Below are 21281 nucleotides of genomic sequence, written 5' to 3'. Positions count from 1 at the left end.
TCGCCTCCGCACTCATCCGCCGCCTGGACCACCGGACCGAACAGCCGATGACCGAACTGCGCGAATACGCCCGGCAACGCCTCGCCGGATGATCCAGCCGACAACCGGGCGATGACCACGTCGCCCTCCTCGCCCTGGGCCAGTGTCTGGGCCACTCCCGCCAGCGACGTCTACCCCCTCTTATGGGGCGGAGCCGAGCTTCGGAACCACCATGGCGGAGCCGCGTACCGTACGGGCAGGAAGAAGAAGGAGGCCCGGATGGGAGCCACTCTCAAGACTGTCATCGGTGGGGAACTCGTGGAGTTACCCGGCACCATCGCGGGCGTCCGTGCCGCGCTTCACGCCGAGCAGTGAGTTCGACCGCGAGATCGAGCATGCCCCGGCCACCGACCTGCCTCTCGTCCTGGCCCGCTGGGCCCTGGCCGGGACCGGCGCCGAGGAAGAGGACGAGGCGCTCTTCGAGCGACTGGCTCGCGGCGAGGACATCGGCGCCCACGAACCGAGCGACGGCGGCACGCCGGGCTCGGAGGTGACCTGAGCCGCTACCGCCACACGCACCACCCGCCGACCAGGCCCGCAACGCCATGCCCCGGCCGCAGCGGACCAGTTTCGACCTTTATGCACTTCGCGAGCAAGGGAAGTTCAGTTGAGTGCTGAATCGCTTGAGAGTCCAATGACTGTTTTTCCCTGGTGGGTATTTGCAACAGGTTGCGTGTGGGTCTTGTTCGGAGCGGCCCTGGCTGCCACAGACACCTTCGCATTTCGCAGAAGAGTAACGATTTCTGCTCGATGCCTGGCAGTTCATGACGAGACGGCTGGTGTGGTGCGGCACCTGCTGGAGTGTGGATCCAGCGTCGGAGGGGAAGACGCGGTCCTGTTGCGCACCAAAGGAGTCAGTGTTGAAGTCGGACACCCGGTCTCAATCTCCTATGACCCGAAGAGGGCGAACGAAATATATATTGCAGACCGCCATCCCCGATTCGCGCACGGGCGGGCGGTTATTGGCTCGGCACTGATCGGTCTTTCAATGATCGGCTATGTGCTGGTGCGGTGGACACTCTTCTGACTGCGGACATGCCGGAACTCTGCTGGGCCGCGAGCAAGCGAAGAACCGTGCGCGTTGCCGCCCAGCGGCAGTGTGCCAGCCGACACTGGCACGATACGGGCAGGATCAGATGCGCCAGCTGCGGATGCGTTCGGCGCACGTGTAGGCGTCGGCGTGGCCGGCGCGGACGTCTTGGGCGAGGGTGATGAAGCCGCCGTACGGTTCGGTGAGGCCTTCGCCGGAGGCCTGCATGTAGGAGATCGCGACGAGTGCGGCGAAGGTGGGGTTGCGTGCGGGCAGCGGGCGGACGCTGACGATCTCGTGGAAGAGCGCGGCCGCGCGCCAGGAGGCGTCGGGCAGGTACCCGAGCCGGGGCGTGTTGACCTTGTGCCGCGCGAGGGCCGCGACCAGCCCGGAGAAGTCGCTGACGTCGAGAGCCTTGGGGAGGAACTCGGCCTGCCGCTCCAGCAGCCAGCCGACGTCGATGTGGAGCTCGGGCGGCATCGCTCAGGCGGCCTTCGTCCCCGGGTGCGCGGCGGCGTCGGGTTCCTCGTCGGGGAACGCGGCCGCGAACTGGTCGGCCAGGTCGGACTTCGCAAGCTCCCGGAAGCGGGCCGCGGCCAGCTCCAGGCGCGGGTCGCGCTCGGCGGTCTCCGTGAGCAGCGCGGTCACCGTCGTGTGCTCCGCCTCGGCGCGCAGCTTGAGCCGCTCGGCCGTCTCCGGGCTCACCCGGATGGTGATCTTCTCCGTCTTCTCACCCATGCCCCGCACTGTACAGCGCCTGCCATACACGGCGCGGCCGCAACCGGACACCGCAGCCGCCCGCCCCCGAGCCTTCCCGCGCATGTTGCGCCGTCGGAGCCTGCACACCGTCACCAACCGTGACCTTCGCGGTCGAGGCATACGAGTCGCCGGTGACGGCGTCCGCTACGGGCAGCGTGGCGAGCAGGGGAAGGGTTGAGAGAACGCAGGACAGGTCAGCGTGTGGAGCGGATTTCGACCAGGGTGTGTTCACGCTTCTTGGGGTCGGCGGCCTCGCCGACCTGGGTCCAGGCGTTCTTGTTGATGTCGTAGGTGGTCGTCGCCTCACCCGGGACCGTCAGGTCGGCCTTCGTGGTGTTGTCGTTACCCTTGATCATGTACGTCTTCGGCAGGTCCAGGGCAAGGTAGCCGCCCCTGCCGGTGACGCTGAAGCAGAACGGCTCGTCCTGGTCACGGGCAAACACCTGCACCGCATTCGTCGCGTCCGAGCAGTCGGCGAGCATGATGCGCCCATCGCCCCTGATCAGCCGGATGCCCTGCTCTTTAAGGATCTGCTCCGCGTTCGGGTAGGCGAAGTCCTCCACCGCCGACGGCATCTCGTCCCCGCCCGCCCCAGGCACACCGGCACCGACACGATCCACGCCGGCCAACAGCCCCTGGGCCCGCTTCGTGGCGGTCTCGCCTGCTGCCCGGCCGTGCGGCTTCGCCACGGGCGTAGGCGACGCCGTCGCACCGTCCGCAGCGGAACCGGAAGCAGAAGAACCGGGCTCCGCGGACGGTTGGGCGGCATACGCAACCGTCGCCATCCCCGCCGCCGCTACCGCGCATGCCACGGCCACCCCGATCCGTCGTCGGCTTATCGCCATTCCCGAAACTCCCATCCTTGAGCGGCCCTGTACTGCGCCAGGACACGAATCGACGCAACGCAACAGCCATGCGCGATACGCACGGCTCGGTCAGAGTTGACCGTTTCACGCGATTCCCAACATGTTCACAACATGTTCACACAGTGTGTCAAACTCTGGGTCGGGCGCGGCGTCAGATGCCGCGCCTCGCACACCGTGTGACACCACGTCATGTACTGCAGCGGGCCAACGCCTGTCCGCAGACGCTTGTTGTGCCCGTGCACTGCGCGGGGGCACGCGGTGCTGCGAGAACGCGTACGTAAGGCAGGAAATGCGCATGCCCGGTCAGAGTGCGGCCCCGCCGCCCGGAGCGATAACCGGCCACACCGGTCCGCCCCCGCAAGCCCACCGCCCCCGACGCCGAAGCAGCTCTCACCGGTGGGCCACGGCGTGGGGAGGGACACTGTCGGTGTTCACCACCAGCGTCGCGCTGGCCCTGCCCGCCCACGCCGACACACCTCCCGACACCAGCCAGCGTGCCCAGGTCGTGCAGCTATGGCAGTCCGGCGGCCGGGCGACGAAGACGGCCGCTGCCCAGGCGCTGATCGGTGACGATGCGGCGATCGGGAAGTTCCTGGCCGAGGACAAGCGCCGGGCGCAGAGCGAGGATGAGCGGGTTGCGATCGCCTCCATGCTCCCCCTCGCCGGAAAGGCTGTCTTCGACGCCGCGCAGAAGGCTTTGGACGGCTCGGATGCGGATCTGGACGCGTTCGTCACCGGCGGCTACAAGAAGCCCTTGTTGGAAGACCGGCGTGTGGCGGTCGCGGCCGCGTTGAACGGCGCCGGGCGCGCTGTCGATTCCGCCGCGCAGAAGGCGTTGGACGACGGCAGCGAGAAGGCGCTGACCGACTTCCTCAACGCGCGGTGGGTGAAGGCGCAGCAGGAGGATGATCGGGTCAAGCTCGCCACCTACATGTCCACCGGCGGTCCCCAGGTGAAACTGGCAGCGCAGCGGGCGATGGATGGCGGTGCGGCAGGCGTCACCCGATTCCTCGAGCATGACCTGGAGGTCGCGCAGGCCCGCGACGCCGAAACCATGACCGTCCAGCAGCTGGCAGCGGTTGCGGAGGAGGCGGGCAAGAAGGCGAAGATCGAAACTGATCGGGCCAAGGAAGCCTCCGAACGCGCGGAGAGATCAGCCGCGTTGGCGAAGACGGCGGCGCTCAAGGCGGCGGAGGAGACGGCCAAGGCCAAGGACGACTCAGCGAAGGCCGGTGCAGCCGCCGGACGCGCGGCCGACGCCGCCACCGGTGCCGCGGCCGCCGCCCGGACCGCGATCGACGCCTCCAATGCCGCCCTGTCCGCTGCCCGCACTGCAGCGTCAGCTGCGTCGGCTGCTGCCGCCGCCGCGGCCGCAGCCGGGCAGGCCGCCTCACGCGCCTACCAGGCGGCGACCTCGGCATCAGCGAATGCCGGGGACGCACGCGCGGCACGGCAAGCCGCCGAGACCGCCCGCAACGCTGCCGCAGGCGCCCGTACCGCCGCCGCGGCCGCCGGGCACGCCGCCGACGCCAGCGATCAAGCCGGACGCTCGGCTCGCTCCGCGGCCGCCGCCGGACGCGATGCCGCCGCCGCAGCTTCCGCCTCCGCGGATGCGGCACGCAATGCGGGCAGCGCGAAGGCCCAGGCCGCAGCCGCACGAAATGCCGCCGCGCGTGCTCAGCGCGCCGCCGACACAGCGACCGGTGCCGCCGACCGTGCCACGCGCCTGGCCGGGAGCTCCGCCACCGCGGCGCGTGAGGCACAGAAGGCGGCGATCAGGGCGGCCGACCACGCGGAAAAGGCCGCCAAGCAGGCCGACGAGGCAGCGAAATACGCTGGCCAGTCCCGGGATTTCGCGAACCAGTCCGCCGCGCACGCCAAAGCCGCCCGCGAAGCAGCCGACACCGCCACCAACGCCGTGACGCAAGCGGAGAAGGTAGCCAAGCTCGCTCGGGACGCTGACAAGGCACGTATCGCCGGGGAGCTGCAGCTGGGTCTGCAGGAAGCCGCAGATCTGAAGAAGTCCTCGGACGCCAACCAGTGGTGGCTGCAACAGGAGCGGACCACTGAGCAGCAGACCGACCAAACCACCAAAGACCTGATCAGCCAGGCCAAGCACACCGCTGATCCCCGCCAAGCTGTCCAGCTCGCGCGCAAGGCAGCCGTGAATCTCCTCAGCTCGCCCGATACGTGGACACGACAGGCAGCGGCGAGCGCTCTGTCCGGCACCGATGAATCCATGACCGCTTGGCTCAAGGCCGGCTATGAGCAAGGACTGCAGCAGGACGATCGCGAAAGGGTCCAGTACCTCTCCAGCATCGGCAGCGCCCCACTGGCCTCTGCAGCCGCCGACGTCCTCAAGGATGGTGACCCAGCTAAGGTTGAGCAGTTCCTCACCCAAGGTTTCATGACCGCCCAGGCAGAGGACTTCCGCGTCAAGGTCGCCACTACCCTCCACGGCGCGGGCAAGGCAGTCGCCGCGGCGGCCAACAAGGCTATCGACGCCGGCAGTCCCAAAGCGTTGTACGACTTCCTCCTCACTGGGCGGGCCGCAGCGCAGGCAGAGGACGACCGGGTCGCTATCGCCGGGCTTCTGGGCACCGGCGGACCACAGGTCAAGGCGGCAGCGCAAGAGGCACTCGAAGGCCCCACCTGGATGCAGCACGACTTCGTCACTCGCGTCCAGTACATCGCAGCCCAGCAGGACGCGGACGCTGCCGCTCACGAGGCGGTGATCCAGTCGACCATTGCCGCAGCCGCCAAGACCGCGGCGACAGCGCAGAAGCAGGCGCAGGAAGCATCCGTAGCCGCTGCCAACGCCCACGAGGCAGCAGCCGAAGCCGATCAATGGGCCGCAAAGGCCAAGCAGTCCGCCAAACAGGCCGACGGCTATGCTCAGCAGGCCCAGCAGCACGCTGATGACGCTGCTAAGTCCGCTCAGAACGCGGCCCGTTCAGCCCAGCAGGCTCAGAGTGCCGCGAAAACCGCGCGCGGTGCGGCGCGACAGGCCAACTACTCCGCCAACCAAGCGGAAACCTCTGCCTCTCAGGCCATCCAGTCCGCCAGCAGCGCTGCAGCCGCAGCCGATAAGGCCCGCCAAGCCGCGATCGCCGCGCACAAGGATGCAGCCACGGCCGAACAGGCTGCCAGCCAGGCCCACTCCATCGCGGCCAACAAGCGGCAGCAGGAAATCGCCGAAGCAGCCGCTCGCGCCGCACAGAAAGCCAAGGAAGATGCGGCTCATCACGTCAATCCGGCCGACATCACGCGCAACGACAAGGCGCCGACGATCAACTGGGACATGGGCGTCCGGGAACGCTTCGAGCAGTTCAGCACCATGGCAGGTTGGTTCAACTGGGGCTCCAGCATGAGTCCCGGCGACGACACCAACATCCGCCCCGAGCTTGCCGCTCGAGTATCCGACTCCGGCGGGGGCGGCTTCTGGGACGGCCTGTGGAACGGCATGAAGAACGCAGCCAAGAGCTCCATGGACTGGGCGGTCGGAGGCGCCATCGCCGGCTGCGTCGGGTCACTGGAAGCCGGCTGCGTTCCCGGTGCCGTCGTCGGCGGATTCAGCGGAGCCCTGGCGGGGCTGGGCGTCTACGGCTACCAAACAGCGCGAGGTTAACTGAGGCATGAAAACGTTCAACGGTACTCACGAGTCCCCCGAAGCAGCGCACCCCGTGCGCCCTGTCGTCATCAGCCTCGTTCTCTTGATAATACTCCGGGAGGTCTTCAGCTCTGCCGCCGGCGGCTTCAACAGTCTGAGCGGCGTGGGGCTCCTCGTCCTTTGGGCAGTTGTCGCAGGACTGGGGGCACGAATCATCGAGTACGCGCTGCGGAGGATCTCCAGGTCGCGACATCGCGACCGACGCATGTGAGCAGTACCCAAGTCGGGGTGTCCCCGTACCGAAGCCGGGCAGCTTGGGGAGATCTCAAGATCGCCTCGGGCTGCCCGGCTCCTGCCTGTGAAGGCTGCCTCGTTCCGCGGAGCGGGGCGCATACTGTCCTGATTGCCCGGTTATAGTCCTCGCGTCGCGGCGGGGCGCACGCCGGGCCTTGCCCGCATCGCCGTCCTTGGTGCCTTCCCGCATGTCCGTGTCGTTGATCGCTGCCCGAATACCGTCCGCCCTTGCGCTCGCGCCAAGGGGGCGGGCGCGTGGCTCGGGTGTTGGACGGGTTGCGTCTGGTGGCGGCGGTGAGGGTGATGGTGTTCCACTTCGCGAGTGTGCTGCCGCCGGTACGCGGGGTGTGGCGTGTGGCTCCGTATGGGTGGCTGGGAACAGGCGAAGAAGAACGAGACCCGCGAGGCCGTCGCCAACCTGAGCACCAACAGCCCGTACGCACAGCTGCCGCCACGGCGCTCAAAGGCGACGACAAGAAGATCAGCGCCTTCTACACCTACACCAGCGGCCAGTACATGGCCGGTGCAGATGACATGGCTGTTGAGGTATCCAAACTCGTCAACACGGGCGGCCCGGGCGTAATGGAAGCAGGCAAAGCCGCGCTTGCCGACGGCAGCGGCAAGACCTTGGCCGCATTCCTGGCCAGCGGCCAGCACCAGGCCCGCAACTCTGACGAAGCAGTCACAGCGTCCAAGCGCGTCAACGCTGGCGGACCGTCCGCCCCACCACCTACCGGTGGGGGCGGGCGCCTTCGGGAGCCTCGACTGTACCCATTCTCTATTCACTTTTGAAAAGGAAAGAATTATGTCTGGCAGATGTTCACGCGCTGCGTGCATAGCAGGGATTCTCACAACCAGCGTTACAATCGGTTTGCTCGCCGGTACGTCAGCACAAGCTGTCGTGGGGGACGAGGACGGAGCCCCCGCGTTCACCGCGAAGCTCGAGATCGGTGACAGACAGCGGAGCTGTTCGGGTGCGCTCGTCGAGCAGCAGTGGGTAATTACCGCGGCGAGTTGCTTCGCTGACGAACCGGGCTCCAAGGTGACCGCCGGCGCCCCCAAGCAGAAGACCACCGTGACCGTCGGCCGGACGGATCTCACGAGCAAGACCGGCAGTGTGGTGAACGCCGTCGAACTCGTACCGCGCGAGGACCGCGATCTCGTGATGGTCAAACTCGCCAAACCCGTCACCGGCGTCACCCCGCTTGCTGTCGGCACCGACGCGCCCCAGCCAGGCGAGCACTTGCGGGGCGCCGGCTTTGGGCGCACCAAGACCGAGTGGGTGCCCAACAGCCTGCACTCAGCCGCGTTCACGGTGGGAGCAATAGACGGTTCCACCATTGGTCTCAACGGCGAATCCGTCACCGACGTCATCTGCAAGGGCGATGCCGGTGGCCCTGCCTTCCGGGAGAAGAACGGCCACCTCGAACTGGCCGCCGTCAACAGTCTCTCCTGGCAGAAGGGCTGCATCGGCAACGAGGACGAAACCCGCGAGGGGGCCTCCGAGGCTCGCGTCGACGACATCGCCGGCTGGATCCAGGCCGTCGCCTCCCGCACCCTCCTCGACCGCGCCAACTGGCAGAACGCCGCCTACCTCGCCTCCGGCCACTTCACCAGCCCCGCCGACGGCCAGCGCCGCATGGACCTCTTCGTCGTCTGGAAGGACGGCTCCGCCACCCTCTACCAGGGCGCCGACCACAACGACCCCAAGCAGCCCTTCTCCACCGCCCACCAGATCGCCGCCGCAGGCAGCTTCTGGACCCGCGCCCAGGCCATCACCGGCGGCACCTTCGCCCCCGACGGCAGGGACGGCATCACGGTCCGCTGGTCCAACGGCAAACTCTCCACCTACACCCACCTCGACCAGAACGGCGCCCACGACGAACAGGTCCTGCGCGAGCCCGGCGGAGACAACCCGTTCTGGAAGAACGCCCGCCTGATCACCACCGGCCGCTACACCGACAACCCCCTGCGCGACGACCTCCTCGTCCTATGGGACAACGGATCCGTCTCACTGTACGCGCACACCTCCACCCAGGGCCTCAGCGGCTGGACCCAGCTCCACGACGCCGACAAGAGCTGGACCAACGCGGCCCAGCTCAGCGCCGGGGCGTTCACCGGCAAGAAGACCGACGACCTCGTCATCCGCTGGAAGGACGGCGACACCACCATCTTCCCCGGCGTCGACACCAACGGCTTCCACGGCCGCACCCGCATCCGCCCCGTCGGCTCCCCCTGGAAGAACGCCGAAATCCTCACCGTCGGCGCCTTCACCGTTCCTGCGGCCCGCCCCGACGACATCCTCATCCGCTGGGCCAACGGCAACCTCGGCTACTACCCCCACGTCGACGCCGACGGCACCCACGACGCCATCCCCCTCGTCAACCGCTAAACGCGGCCCAACTCCAACCCCAGGCACTCCCACGACAGCGCCCCGCACCTTCCGGGGCGCTGTCGCACATGCCGCCCGACCGCGCCCGCCGGCGACGGCAGTGGCCTTCCATGACCCTGCCACTGCATCATCGCGCCGATCGAGTTCCGCGGATCATCGAAACGGCTCTGAACCTCGCCCAAACCGTTGAGCAGCGCACGTCACTACCAACTACTCAGTGGTGCCCCCACACTTCGCCCGGGATGATGTCGTCCAGGGTGTGGGCAACGCGGTCGTCGGGCCGGGCGAAGACGGCCCAGGTCACCAGAGTGTCCCCGGCGCGCTGGACGCCGGGCATGAACCCGAGTTCCTGGTTGGCGATGTCGCCCTGGGGTGTGAACGTGAAGCCCATGTCCCACTCCGCCAGGTATGTACCGAGTTCGTTCATGAGCTGCGAGGGGATGCGGCCGATCAGCCACATCCCCTCGAACGAGACCTGCGGGCCCGCGAGCCTGTCGACGACGATGCAGGTCAGGCCGACGCCCTCCACGAAGTAGGCCGTCACCTCCACCTGATACTGTGCGCGCTCCTCCAGCTTGCGGAACTCGGCCTTGTGCTGACTGCGCCGACTGCTCCACGGGGGCATCTCGATCAGGTCGCCGGTGAAGCCTGTTTCCGTCATCCGCGCGGCGGCCTCGCCGGGACTCGTGCCGAACCGGAGCGGTCCAACCGTCTCCAGAGGGGTGTACTCCCACTGGTCCCGGTCGGCGTCATCGACGGCGTCCCACAGGCCCGCGTGCATGTGCTTCTCCTTGTCACGACTGTCCGGCAGGTCCCCGGAGGCATCCGCACGCAACCCTATGGCCGGTCACCGGCACTGCCCGCCGCGTCGTCCGCCCGGCCACCCGCAGCCTGGCAGCCGAACGAGCCGGCCTGGTCCCGCACACCATGGCGCCGCGGCGTGACGCAGCATGAACACGCACGGCCTTCCGCACCTCACCCGCGAACACCATCGCACCCACGGGAACGCCAGTGGCAGCAACAATGTGGTTCAGGCGGACGCCGAGCGCACGGCATCGAAGTAGGACGCCGACTCCCGGCTCCACAGCAGCGCCACGGCCGCAATCCCCACCACGCACGGCACCATCCCGGCCACCGTCATCACCATCGGGTGCGGCTGGCTGACGTTGTAACCGGCCAGAACACTGCCCAGGACGACGATCGCCGCCCCGGCGCTACGCGCCCAACGCCGACCCCGGCGGGTCGCCCACGCCATCGCGGCGAACAGGGCCACGCCGAGCACGGCGAGGGTGAACAGATAGGTGAGGATGCTGGATTCGGCCATGTCGATCTGGCCGGTGCTGCGCTGCGGATAGCTCTGCCGAAGCCGGCTGGCCAGGCCATTGCCCGCGGCCTGGTCGATGACGATCGCACTCGCGGCGGCTGCCGCCAGGACGGCGGCGGCACACAAGGCGACGGTCGCCCGGCGCACGGATACGGGGAGCTGCTGGACGGTCATCGGATTCTCCTGGCGTTGACGTGGCAACAGAGATGAGACTTGAGATATTGTGTCTCAAGTTCATCCGGGAGAGTAGAGGGCGAGATGACGAACGAGCAAGCCCCGACCGGGCTGACCCGACGCCGGCGCCGCCTGAGCGACGCCGAAACCGCACGGCGCATGCTCGAAACCGCCACCACCATGGTCGAACGCACCGGCTTGACCGTGAGCTTGGACCACATCAGCTTCGAAGACATCATCCGCGACGCTGGCGTCGCCCGCAGCGCCGTCTACCGCCGCTGGTCCTACAAGGACCTGTTCTTCAGCGACCTACTCACTGAACTCGCCAGGCGCGCCCCGGCCGCAGCCGGCGCCGACGGCAAGGCCGCAGAGGAGACTGTCCGCCGCCTCGCCCGCGAACGCATCGACGATTTCGCCACCCCGGCCGGCCGCCACGACCTGTGCGTGGAAGTGCTGCGCCTCGGTGCGCTGCGCGACTTCGAAGCAATGCACGCCTCCACGCAGTGGCGCACCTACATCGCCCTGCACGCCACCTTCCACGGCCTGACCGACGCCGCACTGCGCCGCGAAATCCGAGCCGCGCTCGACGCCGCCGAACGCGACCTCAACGACCGCATCGCCCACTCCTACCAGACCCTGGCCACCGTGTTCGGCCTGCGCCTGCGCCTCGAACTGCACACCACCTTCGGGGAACTGGCCACTCAACTCGGCGCCGCCATGCGCGGCTTCGTCCTCACTGCCCTCTCCCGTCCCGACCTCGCCGACGCACAACCGCGCCCCGGCGCCTTCGGCACCCGGAACACCGCCGAGTGGTCTCAGCCCGCCCTGGGCATCGCCACCACCGCCCTGGCCTTCCTCGAACCCGACCCCGACGTGGACTGGGATGACGAACATCTCGCGCAGGTACACCGGATACTTGAGGAGTAGCACCCCCAGCGGCCCTCCACTGCGTCTGATCACCGCGCGGATCGTCGCCGCGGCCAACGAGGCAGCCGGCCCCGACGCGGTGCGCACGGTGCGGGTCCTGCCCCCAGGTTCCGCGCCCGTGCCCCGGACCGCGCCAAAGGCCCCGGCCGCCGCGCCGGAAGCTCCGCAGGCGCCGGTGAAGACCCGGGAGGATGCCTCGCCCGGCTTCCACCAGGCGCTCGCCGCGCACCAGGCCGTCGTGCCCGCAAGCTGCGTCAACCCGTCGATCACGGAGGCGGTGGAGAGGCAGAACCGGGCGATGATCGAGCTCAGTCGCCGCGCGTTCCCCGAGCCGCCCGCGGTGCCGGATGATGCGCCGACCCCTGGCGCACGGATGGACCGCATCACCGACCTCCAGACGGCGCACCTTCACTAGCTCGCCGCGCTCCCGGCGGCCGCCCGCCCGGCCGGCACCCAGGTCAGGCCCGGCCGGATGCTCGAGAAGTACCGCGTCCAGCAGCTCGGCACGCGCAGACGGTCAGGGATGCCCGCATCCGCAGGATGCTGAGTCCGTAGCCGACCCTACTCAGCGTCCTGTGCCTCGATGAGGTCGAGGTCGAGGTCGCGGACGCAGAAACCGTGGTGCTCGAAGGTCTCGTTGAGCACCGTGCCGAGGCACTGGCGCACCAAGCGGCCCCGGGCGTACGGCGGCCAGACATCGTCGTCGGGCACCGGCGCTCGCGCTGCGAGCTGTACAGCGGTGACCTCGTCGAGCCAGGTCTCGAGCTCGGCGGCCTGTGCGTCACGCACGCTCACGATCTCGTCGAGGGCCGGATCGAGCGAGAGGTCAAGCCCGTGCGCTCCACGGTAGGGCTCGGCGGTCGTCCCGATGCCCATCGGCGTGAATAGCTCCGTCGAGCCCAGGCAGCAGCGGCGGAACCACGAGTCGTGGACGAAGACCAGGTGGCGCATCGTCTGCACCGCCGACCACTCCTCGTTCACGCTGCGGCGCTCGATGCCGGGCGTACGGCGGATTCGCTCGATCGTGGCGGCCCAGCCGGCATGCAGCTGACGCGATGCCTCGCGCAGATCGGCCAGGTCCTCGGAGCGGATCAGCACCCGCACCGGATGACGCCGGTCGAGCTCTGCCTCCACGTACTCGGTGACCTCGACACCGTTCACCACGAGGTTGGTGATGAGCCCGTCGATCACGGCATCCTGCATGACGACGCCGATCAGGCGTGCCCCGGTCAGATCGCACTCGCGGAACTCCGCACCATGCAGATCCTCGTCGACGTATCGCGTCATGCTCCGCATACTAGGTCCGAGCACCGACAAGCCCGCCTCCCCGGCTTGATCCTGAAGGAGCCAGTTCAAGAAGGCCTCTTCCGATCTAACCTCCCATCCGCGCCTGCGTAGCAGTCTGTCCGGGGACCTACGCGCTGCCACCTGCAGGATCCCTGAGATCAAGCATGCCCCGGCCACCGACCTGCCTCTCGTCCTGGTCCGCTGGGCTCTGGCCGGGACCGGCGCCGAGGAGGAGGACGAGGCGCTCTTCGAGCGCCTGGCCCGCGGCGAGGACATCGGCGCCCACGAACCGAGCAACGCCGGTACGCCGGGCCCGGAGGTGGCATGAGCCGCTACGCCTCTCGTACGCACCACCCGCCGACCAGGCTCGCAACGCCATGCCCCGGCCACTGCGGACCGGCTTCGACGCCGACATGCAACGCCTTGCGGCCGATCCGTACGGCCACGGCTCCACACCGGTCAAAGGCGACCGCGACCGGCGGGAGACCGCGGTCAGCGGCGCCGTCGCCCGCTACTACGTCAGCGCCGACGTCCTGATCGTCACCGTCGTCCGCATCGTGTACATCTGACCCGCTGTCTGCTCTGCTGCCGAGAGCCTGGTACCCGCCTGCACGCTAGCTCTCTCAGGACGTGCTGCGGGCGAGGTCAGATGCGCCAGCTGCGGATGCGTTCGGCGCAGGTGTAGGCGTCGGCGTGGCCGGCGCGGATGTCCTGGGCGAGAGTGATGAAGCCGCCGTACGGTTCGGTGAGGCCTTCGCCGGAGGCCTGCATGTAGGAGATCGCCACGAGGGCGGCGAAGGTGGGGTTGCGTGCGGGCAGCGGGCGGACGCTGACGATCTCGTGGAAGAGCGCGGCCGCACGCCAGGAAGCGTCGGGGAGGTACCCGAGCCGGGGCGTGTTGACCTTGTGCCGTGCGACGGCCGCGACCAGTGAGGAGAAGTCGCTGACGTCCAGGGCCTTGGGGAGGAACGCGGCCTGCTGCTCCAGCAGCCAGCCGACGTCAATGTAGAGCTCGGGCGGCATCGCTCAGGCGGCCTTCGTCCCCGGGTCCGCAGCGGCGTCGGGTTCCTCGTCGGGGAAGGCGGCCGCGAACTGGCCGGCCAGGTCGGACTTCATCAGTTCCCGGAAGCGGGCCGCGGCCAGCTCCAGCCGCGGGTCGCGCTCGGCGGTCTCCGTGAGCAGCGCGGTCACCGTCGTGTGCTCTGCCTCGGCACGCAGCTTGAGACGCTCAGCCGTCTCCGGGCTCACCCTGATGGTGATCTTCTCCGTCTTCTCACCCATGCCCCGCACTGTACAGCGCTTGCCATACACGGCGCGGACCGAAGAGGCCGGCTGCACAGCCCCGTGCAGGTCGTCGACTGCGCCGCCTGATTCCCCGGGCCGGCCCGTCACCGACCCGCTGGCACCATGGCCGTCGAGGCATGACTGCAGCTTGAGGGCCGTACCTGTCCGACCAGGATGGTCATGGGGCAAGGGCGTTTTCTCAGCCATTGCGGGTGAGGAATCAGCCGGTCGTGGAGGGGCTCGCGTGCCGCCGGATCCGCTGCTCGATGATCTGTTTCAGCAGGGCACGGTGTGAGTGAAGGGAGGATGGCTGTGGCAAAGAAGAAGGCGCCGGTCGTACCGAAGTTCGTGCCCTTCCGGGACGACTCGATCGATGTCATCATGTCCGACGCGCCCGCGACGATTGGCCGGATCGTGCGCTACACGCCGGGCAAGAAGGTTCCGCAGTCCTACAACCAGCGGTTCTGGGCGGCGGTTCATGCCGGTCTCATCGACCCGGAGCAGGAGGCATGGTGCCTGCTGTGGACGGACGGCATCCCCGGCTCCGACGCTCTGACAGCCACGGCTGCGGCACCACCATGACTGATCCTGTCGAGCGCGCGTTGGCTAGAACCCGCATCACCCGCCGCCCCTACACCGCCACCGCCACCGACGAGGCCGAGGCCCGCATGAGCTTAGTGCAACCTGACAGACAGGGCAGTTCGGTGGTCATGGAGCGGATCAACCGCTCCATGACCATCGGCTGCCTGACCATATTGATCATGCTGATTCTCGTCCTCGCAACCGGTCTGTCCTGCCTGTGGTACTCCAACTGGCATGCCGGGAAAGTCAGCAGGGAACGCAGAGATAGAGCCGTGTCGTCGGTCCTTCAGCAAGCCCGCGACGCGGCCGACGCCACGGCCCGTTCGCTCGACGCGAGCCATGCCAGTGGTGTCGACGAGCTGGCCAGTGTGATCTGGAAGCACACGGCAGCCCCGGTGATCACATACGACACATCCCGCCGCGCGTTCACGGCTCGGCTGCCCAAGCAGGTGATGTACAAGACGGTCAGCGTTCTTCCCGGGGGCGGCGGTGGCGTGGTGAACCGATGCTTCGACTTCACCTACAGCCGCCCGTACGGCCAGGCATGGACGCACAAGGTGACGGTGCGGGATGACGATGTGTGCAGACCCGCCGCAGACATCGGCTATCTGTCCCGGTTGGCGAAGACGCGGATCGAGGGGCTCGATGCACAAAGCCTGGCCCGCCCCGGACTGCGGAAGGCCCTCGACCCCACCGGCACGCTCCGGACCTTCGCCGTCAAGGACGTGGCGCGCAGAGACGACACCGTGGTGGTCTCCGTCCTGATCTCCAGCCACGACGCGACGGTCAGCCAGTGTTACCGCATCACTCGTCCCGTCCCCGACGCGGTCGGAGCCCACAGCTCGACAGCCACCGCAACTCCCGCAATTTCCTGCTGAGGCTGTCGCACGGTGAACGGGCATGCATGCCCCGGAGCGACTCGTACGTCCCGAGCGGCTCGGGGAGACTTGCAACCATGCCGGCGAGGGCGAGGAAGCGCTCGGGCTCGCGTCCGTAGCGGCGGTGGCGATGTGGGCAGCCTGCGTGGGCGGTGTCTGAGGCCCTAACTCATGCGGCGACCCGGTGCCCGCGCCCTGCTTCCCGCGGCGGCGTAGCCGGACTCCGAGGCGGTCAGGTCGTTCCCTGGCGCGGTTACCTGATGGCCTCTCACCCCCGCATCAGGGGGACTCCATGCGCCGCGCCGTCCTGGCTCTGCCGATCGCCGCTCTCACCCTCGCCGCCCTGGCCGCGGGCCCCGCTGACGCCGCCCCGCCGGCCCCTACCCCGCCTCTCGTTACCCCGAGCCGCGCCGACTACACGCGGACGGGCGCCCGCTGCTCGCGGTCATCGACGGTGCGCGCGTCTACACGCGCGAAGACTGCTGACAGGTCCCGGGGTTGCTGACCGGCCGGCCTCAGGGGCGACAGTCGGCGGTTAGGGTCGACAGCCCGGCTCCGGAGGTGAACAGAATGAGGCACGACCCGAACAGCGCGGACCCAGGGCTCTTCGGCCCCGGATCCGTCACCTGGCAGGTGCACGGCGACCCCATGATGTGGGTGGCGGGGGTGCGCGCCCTGTGGCTCCAGGCGCTCCACCCGCGCGCCGTGCGCGGCATCATGCAGAACTCCGACTTCCGGCAGGACCCCTGGCGGCGGCTCCTGCGCACCGCCGGGTTCGTCGCCACCACCACCTACGGCACCGTCGACGCCGCCGAGCGGGCCGGGGCGGCCGTCCGCGCCATCCACCGCAGGCTCACCGCCACCGACCCCGGCACCGGCGAGCGCTACCGCGTCGACGATCCCGAACTGCTCCTGTGGGTGCACTGTGCGGAAGTCGCCTCCTACCTCCATGTGGTGCGCGCCTCCGGCCTGCCGTTCACCGACGCGACCGCCGACGCCTACATAGGCGAACACCGCCGTTCCGCCCGGCTGGTCGGCCTCGACCCCGCACGTGTGCCCGCCGATGCCGGACAGCTCGCCGCCTACTTCGAGCAGGTGCGGCCGCAACTGGCCGCCACCCCCGAGGCGTTCGAGGTCGACGCGTTCCTGCGCCGCCCGCCCGTGCCCCCGCTGCTCACCCCCGCGCGCCGGCTGATCTGGGGGCGCGTGTCCGCACTCGCGTACGCCTCCCTGCCTCGGCACGCCCACGAGCTGTACGGCCGGCCCGCGCCGCCGCCGGACGCCGTGGCCCGCCGCCTGCGCGCCGCCGGCCTCGGCCTGCGGCGCATACCCGCGGCCGTACGCTGGCAACTCCCGCCCAAACACATCCTCACCGCCGCCGCCCGGCTCGGTCCGGGCAGCCGGCCCTCGGCCTACAAGCTGCGCAGCCTGGACGCCATACTGGACGGGCCGGGGAGGGCAGCACAGCGAAACGACGGGGGCGGCGGCGAAGGATGGCGGACACCAGGCTGATCCAGGGCCGGTACCGGCTGCTCGACCTGATCGGGCGGGGCGGCATGGGCGAGGTGTGGCGGGCGCTCGACGAGTCGCTCGGCCGCCGGGTGGCCGTCAAATGCCTCAAGCCTCTGGGACCGCAGCACGACCAGTCGTTCATGCGGGTGCTGCGCGAGCGGTTCCGGCGGGAGGCCCGGGTCGCCGCCGCCCTCCAGCACCGGGGCGTCACCGTCGTCCACGACTTCGGCGAGTTCGACGGCGTCCTCTACCTGGTCATGGAGCTGCTGGAGGGCCGCAACCTCAGCCAGCTCCTGGAGGACAACAAGCACCACCCGCTGCCGGTGCCGGACGTCGTCGACATAGCGGACCAGGTGGCCACCGCCCTCGCCTACACCCACCGGCAAGGCATCGTGCACCGTGACCTGAAGCCCGCCAACATCATGCGGCTGGCCGACGGCAGCGTGAAGATATGCGACTTCGGCATAGCGCGCCTCGGCCACGACATCGGCCTCACCAGCCGTCTCACCGGCACCGGCATCGCCATGGGCACCCCGCACTACATGTCGCCCGAGCAGATCGCGGGCGGCCACGTCGACCGGCGCAGCGACCTGTACTCGCTCGGCTGCGTGCTGTATGAAATCGCCACTGGCGCCCCGCCCTTCGACCTCGACGACGCCTGGGCCGTCCTCGTGGGCCACCGCGACACCACGCCCGAACCGCTCCGCAGCCACCGCCCGGACCTCCCCGAACCCTTCGAGCGGATCGTGCTGGACCTGCTCGCCAAGGACCCCGAGGACCGCCCGCAGGACGCCGCCGACCTCGGGCACCGGATCGCCGAGACGCACGGCACGGGCCACCGCTGGGCCGTGCCCCGGCCGACCGTCGTCCACCAGCGGGCCGTCGCCACGGGCGGGTCCCGAGCGACAGGCCCGGACCGGCCCGCCGAGGCGGAGACCAGGCCCGGGCCCGAGCCCGTATGGCCGGTGGCGGCGCTGCCCGAGCCGTCCCGGCTGCCCGCCTGGGCCAGGGGCATGACCACCGGTACCAAGGCCACCGCCGGCTGCCCTCTCCCGGCCGCGCCGGCCGACAGCATCGACGCCTTGACCGGTTCCTGGACGCGGCCCGCCGACCGCACCGATACGCTGACCGGCTCCTGGACGCGGCCCGCCGACCGCACCGACGCGCTGACCGGTTCCTGGACCCGGCCCGCCGACCCGCGCGGGCCCGCGCCGCGGCCCGCCGGGTCCACCCGCCCCAGCGTGCCGCCGGAAGTCCTCAAGGAACTGTCCGTGCGGCACAGCGCGGGGCTGAGCCTCGGGCGGCTCGGCCGCTGGGAGGAGGCGGGCAAGGTGCACCGCGCCGTCGCCGCCGAGCGCGAGCACGTGCTGGGCGCGGACCACCCCGACACCCTCGCCAGCCGGTACGAGGTCGCCTACACCCTCAGCCGCCTGGGCCGCCCGGCGGACGCGCTGCGCGAGTACGGGCAGGCCGCGGCCGGCCGGGAGAGGGTGCTCGGCGCCGAACACGCGGACACCCTCGCCGCGCGGCAGGAGACCGCGTACGTGCTCGGGCAGCTCGGCCGGCACTTCGAGGCGCATCAGGTGTACGCCGCCGTGCTCGCCGTGCGGGAGCGCACCATGGGCCCCGACCACCCCGACACGCTGCGCTGCCGCCACAACCTCGCCTACAACCTCAGCAGGCTCGGGCGGCTGGAGGACTCGTACGAGATGGCGCGCGACGTCGCCGCCGCCCGCGCCCGCGTCCTGGGCGCGGGCCACCCGGACACCCTCGTCACCCGCTACGAGGTCGGCTACGCGCTGGGCCAGCTCGGCCGCTGGGCCGAGGCGCTCGACACATACCGGGTGGTCGCCGCCGGGCGCGCCCAGGCGCTGGGGCCCGACCACCCGGACACCCTGGCCGCCCGCTACGAGGCGGGTATCTGCCTCGGGCGGCTGGGCCGCAGCGCGGATGCCCTGGAGCTCTACCGCGACCTCGTCGACGAGCGTACGCGCGCGCAGGGCGCGACGGACCCCGAGACGCTGCGGGCCCGGCACGGCCTCGGCGTCAACCTCGGCCGGCTCGGCCGCTGGGAGGAGGCCCTGGCCGAGGCCCGCGACGTGTCGGCGATCCGGGAGTGGGTGCTCGGCGCGGAGCACACGGACACGCTCGTCAGCCGCCGCGAGGTCGCCGTCGGGCTCGGCTGGCTGGGCCGCTGGACGGACGCGCTCGCCGTCTACCGGCAGGTCGCACAGGCGCGGCAGCGGGTGCTGGGCGCCAACCACCCCGACGCGCTGGCCAGCCGCAACGACGAGGCGCACTGCCTGGAGCAGCTCGGCCGCTCCACGGAGGCCGTCGAGCTGTACCGGCAGGTCGCGGCGTTGCGCCAGCAGCGCGGGGCGCTGGGCCGGTAGGCCGCGCCGCCTCCGCCGACGGCGCGGGTTCAGTCCGCCGACCGCACCCAGCCGTGCGCCTCCACGCGCGCCGCGTCGTGCGGTCGGCTCTCGTCGAAGGGCGTACGGGCGCCGTCCGTGACGCGCAGGCCGTCGACGTACACGCCGCGCCCCACGTACCTCGGGCCGGTGGTGTAGCGCCAGCGCAGCCGTACCGCCCGGTGGCCGTGCCACGGGGCGAGGTCCGCGGTCGTGTGCTGCCATACGCGGCCGTTGTAGCCGCTCGCCGCGGCGTCCGGGTGGTCCGCCGGGCGGCCGTGCGGGGGCCGGGTGGTGAAGGGGACCGGCTGCCAGGTGGCGCCGTCGTCCGCGGACGCCTCCAGGCGGAGGGCGTCGGCGGGTTCGATGTCCCACCACAGGGCGCAGCTCAGCCGGGGCCGCCGGCTGGTGAGCGGCAGCGCGGGGAGGGCGAGCGTGGCTTCGGCGGCGCTCGCCATGCCGGAGAACCAGGCGGTACGGCCCCGGGCGGGGCGTACGGGCACGGCGCGGGCGAGCGCGTCGCCGGTCGCGACGCGTGGCGCGCTGCCGGAGCGCCAGGTGCGGCAGGGGTGAACGGAGTTGGAGAGGAGGACGAGGAACGAGTCGGTGGTGGGGTCCAGGACGATGGAGGTGCCGGTGAAGCCGGTGTGGCCCGCGGTGCTGGGAGTGGCCATGGCGCCCATGTACCAGTGCTGGTACAGCTCGAAGCCGAGGCCGTGGTCGTCGCCGGGGAAGGCGGTGTTGAAGTTCGTGAACATCAGCCGCACCGACTCGGGGCGCAGTACGCGGACGTGCCCGTACGCGCCGCCGTTGAGCAGCGTCCGGCACAGTACGGCCAGGTCCCAGGCGCAGGAGAAGACCCCGGCGTGCCCGGCGACCCCACCGAAGGCGAAGGCATTCTCGTCGTGCACCTCGCCCCACACCAGGCCCCGGTCCAGCCGGGCCCAGGGCTTGCGCTGGTCCTCGGTCGCGGCGATGCGCGGCTTCCAGCTCGCGGGCGGGTTGTAGCGGGTGGAGGCCATGCCGAGCGGGCCGGTGATGCCGGTGCGCACGAGGTCGTCGAGGGCCTGGCCGGTGATCCGCTCCAGGACGAGCTGGAGGGAGATCAGATTGAGGTCGGAGTAGAGGTAGGCGGTGCCGGGCGGGTGCTGCGGGGCCTCGTCCCACAGCAGCCGGAGCCTCTCTTCCCGGGTCGGCCGGTCGTAGAAGGGCAGGTCGGGCTGGAAGCCGGAGGTGTGGGTGAGGAGCTGGCGGATGGTGATGTCCTGCTTGCCCGCCGCCGCGAACTCCGGGAGGTAGGAGGCCACCGCGGTCTCCAGCGCCAGTTCGCCGCGCTCGATGTGCTGGACGGCCAGGATCGAGGTGAAGAGCTTGGAGAGGGAGGCGAGGTCGAAGACCGTGTCCATGGCCATCGGACGCTGCCGGTCCGCGGGGAATTCGACGCCGGTGTCGCTCTTCTCGTCGTAGCGGGCGTAGCGCACCGCCGTGCCGAGGGCTTCTTCCAGCGCGACGGTCCCGCCCCGCCCGGCGAGCAGTACGGCGCCCGGGTAGTACGGGTGGGCGGGGGAGGGGTGCAGATACGCCTCGGCCTCCGCGGTGACCTGTCCGAGGTGGTGTTCGAGCAGCCCCGCGCGGTGCGCGGAACCGCGCCGCAGCGTCGTACGGCGCCCGCCGCCGTCCTCGCCCGCCGCGCCGTCCTCGCCCGCCGTGGCGCCCCAGGCCGCACCGGGCGGCGCGGCGATCACCATGGCCCCGCCGAGCGCGAGCGACCCGACGCCGAACCGCCGTCTGCTGATCCCGCCGCCTGCGCGGCCCTCCACGCCCTCGGCCATCGTGAGCCCTCCTGAAAGTTTCTTTCATGATCCGGCTGACCCCGCGAAGCTTTCAACCGGAGCGGGTGATCTGTCAACGA

The 21281-nt window shown here is 70.1% G+C and carries 21 protein-coding genes; 12 read left to right on the top strand and 9 right to left on the bottom strand.

What is annotated here, in order from left to right; genetic code table 11:
• The first annotated feature begins 328 nt into the window (after positions 1-328).
• Both AC07AB_RS36355 and AC07AB_RS36350 read left to right on the top strand, forming a co-directional pair.
• A complete protein-coding gene (locus AC07AB_RS36355; RefSeq protein WP_478576191.1) occupies positions 329-538 on the top strand; it encodes a hypothetical protein in 210 nt (69 codons plus the stop codon).
• Positions 539-646: 108 nt separating this feature from the next.
• The gene (locus tag AC07AB_RS36350) at positions 647-1066 is read left to right on the top strand and encodes a hypothetical protein (RefSeq protein ID WP_478576190.1); all 420 of its coding nucleotides are present in this window, start codon (positions 647-649) and stop codon (positions 1064-1066) included.
• Between the two features lie 105 nt (positions 1067-1171).
• Here the strand turns inward: AC07AB_RS36350 and AC07AB_RS36345 are convergent, their stop codons facing one another.
• The 3 genes from AC07AB_RS36345 to AC07AB_RS36335 form a co-directional block, all read right to left on the bottom strand.
• Positions 1172-1549 carry a toxin Doc gene (locus AC07AB_RS36345; protein WP_478576188.1) on the bottom strand — a complete coding sequence of 126 codons (378 nt, stop codon included), beginning with the start codon at positions 1547-1549 and terminating at the stop codon, positions 1172-1174.
• Between the two features lie 3 nt (positions 1550-1552).
• Positions 1553-1807 (bottom strand): hypothetical protein, encoded by a 255-nt coding sequence (locus tag AC07AB_RS36340; RefSeq protein ID WP_478576186.1) that lies wholly within the window; start codon positions 1805-1807, stop codon positions 1553-1555.
• Positions 1808-2022: 215 nt separating this feature from the next.
• The gene (locus tag AC07AB_RS36335; RefSeq protein ID WP_478576185.1) at positions 2023-2517 is read right to left on the bottom strand and encodes a hypothetical protein; all 495 of its coding nucleotides are present in this window, start codon (positions 2515-2517) and stop codon (positions 2023-2025) included.
• A 604-nt stretch (positions 2518-3121) separates the two neighbouring features.
• Here AC07AB_RS36335 and AC07AB_RS36330 point away from each other — a divergent pair.
• From AC07AB_RS36330 to AC07AB_RS36320, 3 genes are all read left to right on the top strand, one after another.
• A complete protein-coding gene (locus tag AC07AB_RS36330; RefSeq protein ID WP_478576183.1) occupies positions 3122-6322 on the top strand; it encodes an ALF repeat-containing protein in 3201 nt (1066 codons plus the stop codon).
• Positions 6323-6853: 531 nt separating this feature from the next.
• A complete protein-coding gene (locus tag AC07AB_RS36325; RefSeq protein WP_478576182.1) occupies positions 6854-7390 on the top strand; it encodes an ALF repeat-containing protein in 537 nt (178 codons plus the stop codon).
• Positions 7391-7499: 109 nt separating this feature from the next.
• The gene (locus AC07AB_RS36320; RefSeq protein ID WP_478576180.1) at positions 7500-8990 is read left to right on the top strand and encodes a S1 family peptidase; all 1491 of its coding nucleotides are present in this window, start codon (positions 7500-7502) and stop codon (positions 8988-8990) included.
• A gap of 214 nt (positions 8991-9204) precedes the next feature.
• Here the strand turns inward: AC07AB_RS36320 and AC07AB_RS36315 are convergent, their stop codons facing one another.
• Positions 9205-9771: a hypothetical protein gene (locus AC07AB_RS36315; RefSeq protein WP_478576178.1), complete on the bottom strand. Its 567-nt coding sequence runs from the start codon at positions 9769-9771 to the stop codon at positions 9205-9207.
• A gap of 249 nt (positions 9772-10020) precedes the next feature.
• Positions 10021-10488 carry a hypothetical protein gene (locus tag AC07AB_RS36310; RefSeq protein ID WP_478576177.1) on the bottom strand — a complete coding sequence of 156 codons (468 nt, stop codon included), beginning with the start codon at positions 10486-10488 and terminating at the stop codon, positions 10021-10023.
• A gap of 84 nt (positions 10489-10572) precedes the next feature.
• Here AC07AB_RS36310 and AC07AB_RS36305 point away from each other — a divergent pair, with 84 nt between their 5' ends.
• Together AC07AB_RS36305 and AC07AB_RS36300 are read left to right on the top strand one after the other, a co-directional pair.
• Positions 10573-11415: a hypothetical protein gene (locus AC07AB_RS36305; protein ID WP_478576175.1), complete on the top strand. Its 843-nt coding sequence runs from the start codon at positions 10573-10575 to the stop codon at positions 11413-11415.
• Entirely contained in the window at positions 11405-11830 is a 426-nt protein-coding gene (locus AC07AB_RS36300; protein WP_478576173.1) for a hypothetical protein, read from the top strand. The genes AC07AB_RS36305 and AC07AB_RS36300 overlap by 11 nt, the downstream gene beginning before the upstream one ends.
• Before the next feature lie 146 nt (positions 11831-11976).
• Here the strand turns inward: AC07AB_RS36300 and AC07AB_RS36295 are convergent, their stop codons facing one another.
• Positions 11977-12702 (bottom strand): DinB family protein, encoded by a 726-nt coding sequence (locus AC07AB_RS36295; protein WP_478576171.1) that lies wholly within the window; start codon positions 12700-12702, stop codon positions 11977-11979.
• 377 nt (positions 12703-13079) lie between these two features.
• Here AC07AB_RS36295 and AC07AB_RS36290 point away from each other — a divergent pair, with 377 nt between their 5' ends.
• Positions 13080-13271: a hypothetical protein gene (locus AC07AB_RS36290; RefSeq protein ID WP_478576169.1), complete on the top strand. Its 192-nt coding sequence runs from the start codon at positions 13080-13082 to the stop codon at positions 13269-13271.
• 76 nt (positions 13272-13347) lie between these two features.
• Here the strand turns inward: AC07AB_RS36290 and AC07AB_RS36285 are convergent, their stop codons facing one another.
• Positions 13348-13725, bottom strand: a complete 378-nt coding sequence (locus AC07AB_RS36285; RefSeq protein ID WP_478576168.1) for a toxin Doc — start codon at positions 13723-13725, stop codon at positions 13348-13350.
• A gap of 3 nt (positions 13726-13728) precedes the next feature.
• Positions 13729-13983 carry a hypothetical protein gene (locus AC07AB_RS36280; protein WP_478576166.1) on the bottom strand — a complete coding sequence of 85 codons (255 nt, stop codon included), beginning with the start codon at positions 13981-13983 and terminating at the stop codon, positions 13729-13731.
• Positions 13984-14298: 315 nt separating this feature from the next.
• Here AC07AB_RS36280 and AC07AB_RS36275 point away from each other — a divergent pair, with 315 nt between their 5' ends.
• The 4 genes from AC07AB_RS36275 to AC07AB_RS36260 all read left to right on the top strand — a co-directional run bounded on the left by AC07AB_RS36275 (position 14299) and on the right by AC07AB_RS36260 (position 19351).
• Positions 14299-14568, top strand: coding sequence for a hypothetical protein (locus AC07AB_RS36275; protein ID WP_478576164.1), 270 nt, complete (start codon positions 14299-14301; stop codon positions 14566-14568).
• On the top strand, positions 14565-15446 hold the full coding sequence (locus tag AC07AB_RS36270; protein WP_478576162.1) for a hypothetical protein: 882 nt from the start codon (positions 14565-14567) through the stop codon (positions 15444-15446). The genes AC07AB_RS36275 and AC07AB_RS36270 overlap by 4 nt, the downstream gene beginning before the upstream one ends.
• Before the next feature lie 570 nt (positions 15447-16016).
• Entirely contained in the window at positions 16017-16958 is a 942-nt protein-coding gene (locus AC07AB_RS36265) for an oxygenase MpaB family protein (RefSeq protein WP_478576161.1), read from the top strand.
• Positions 16940-19351, top strand: coding sequence for a tetratricopeptide repeat protein (locus AC07AB_RS36260; protein WP_478576159.1), 2412 nt, complete (start codon positions 16940-16942; stop codon positions 19349-19351). The genes AC07AB_RS36265 and AC07AB_RS36260 overlap by 19 nt, the downstream gene beginning before the upstream one ends.
• 29 nt (positions 19352-19380) lie before the next feature.
• Here the strand turns inward: AC07AB_RS36260 and AC07AB_RS36255 are convergent, their stop codons facing one another.
• Complete coding sequence (locus AC07AB_RS36255; protein ID WP_478576158.1) at positions 19381-21201, bottom strand: serine hydrolase domain-containing protein; 1821 nt, start codon at positions 21199-21201, stop codon at positions 19381-19383.
• Positions 21202-21281 lie beyond the last annotated feature (80 nt).

The organism is Streptomyces sp. NPDC044033 (assembly GCF_056434425.1).
The sequence above is the reverse complement of the archived record's forward strand: the minus strand, read 5'-3'. Positions and strand labels throughout refer to the sequence as shown.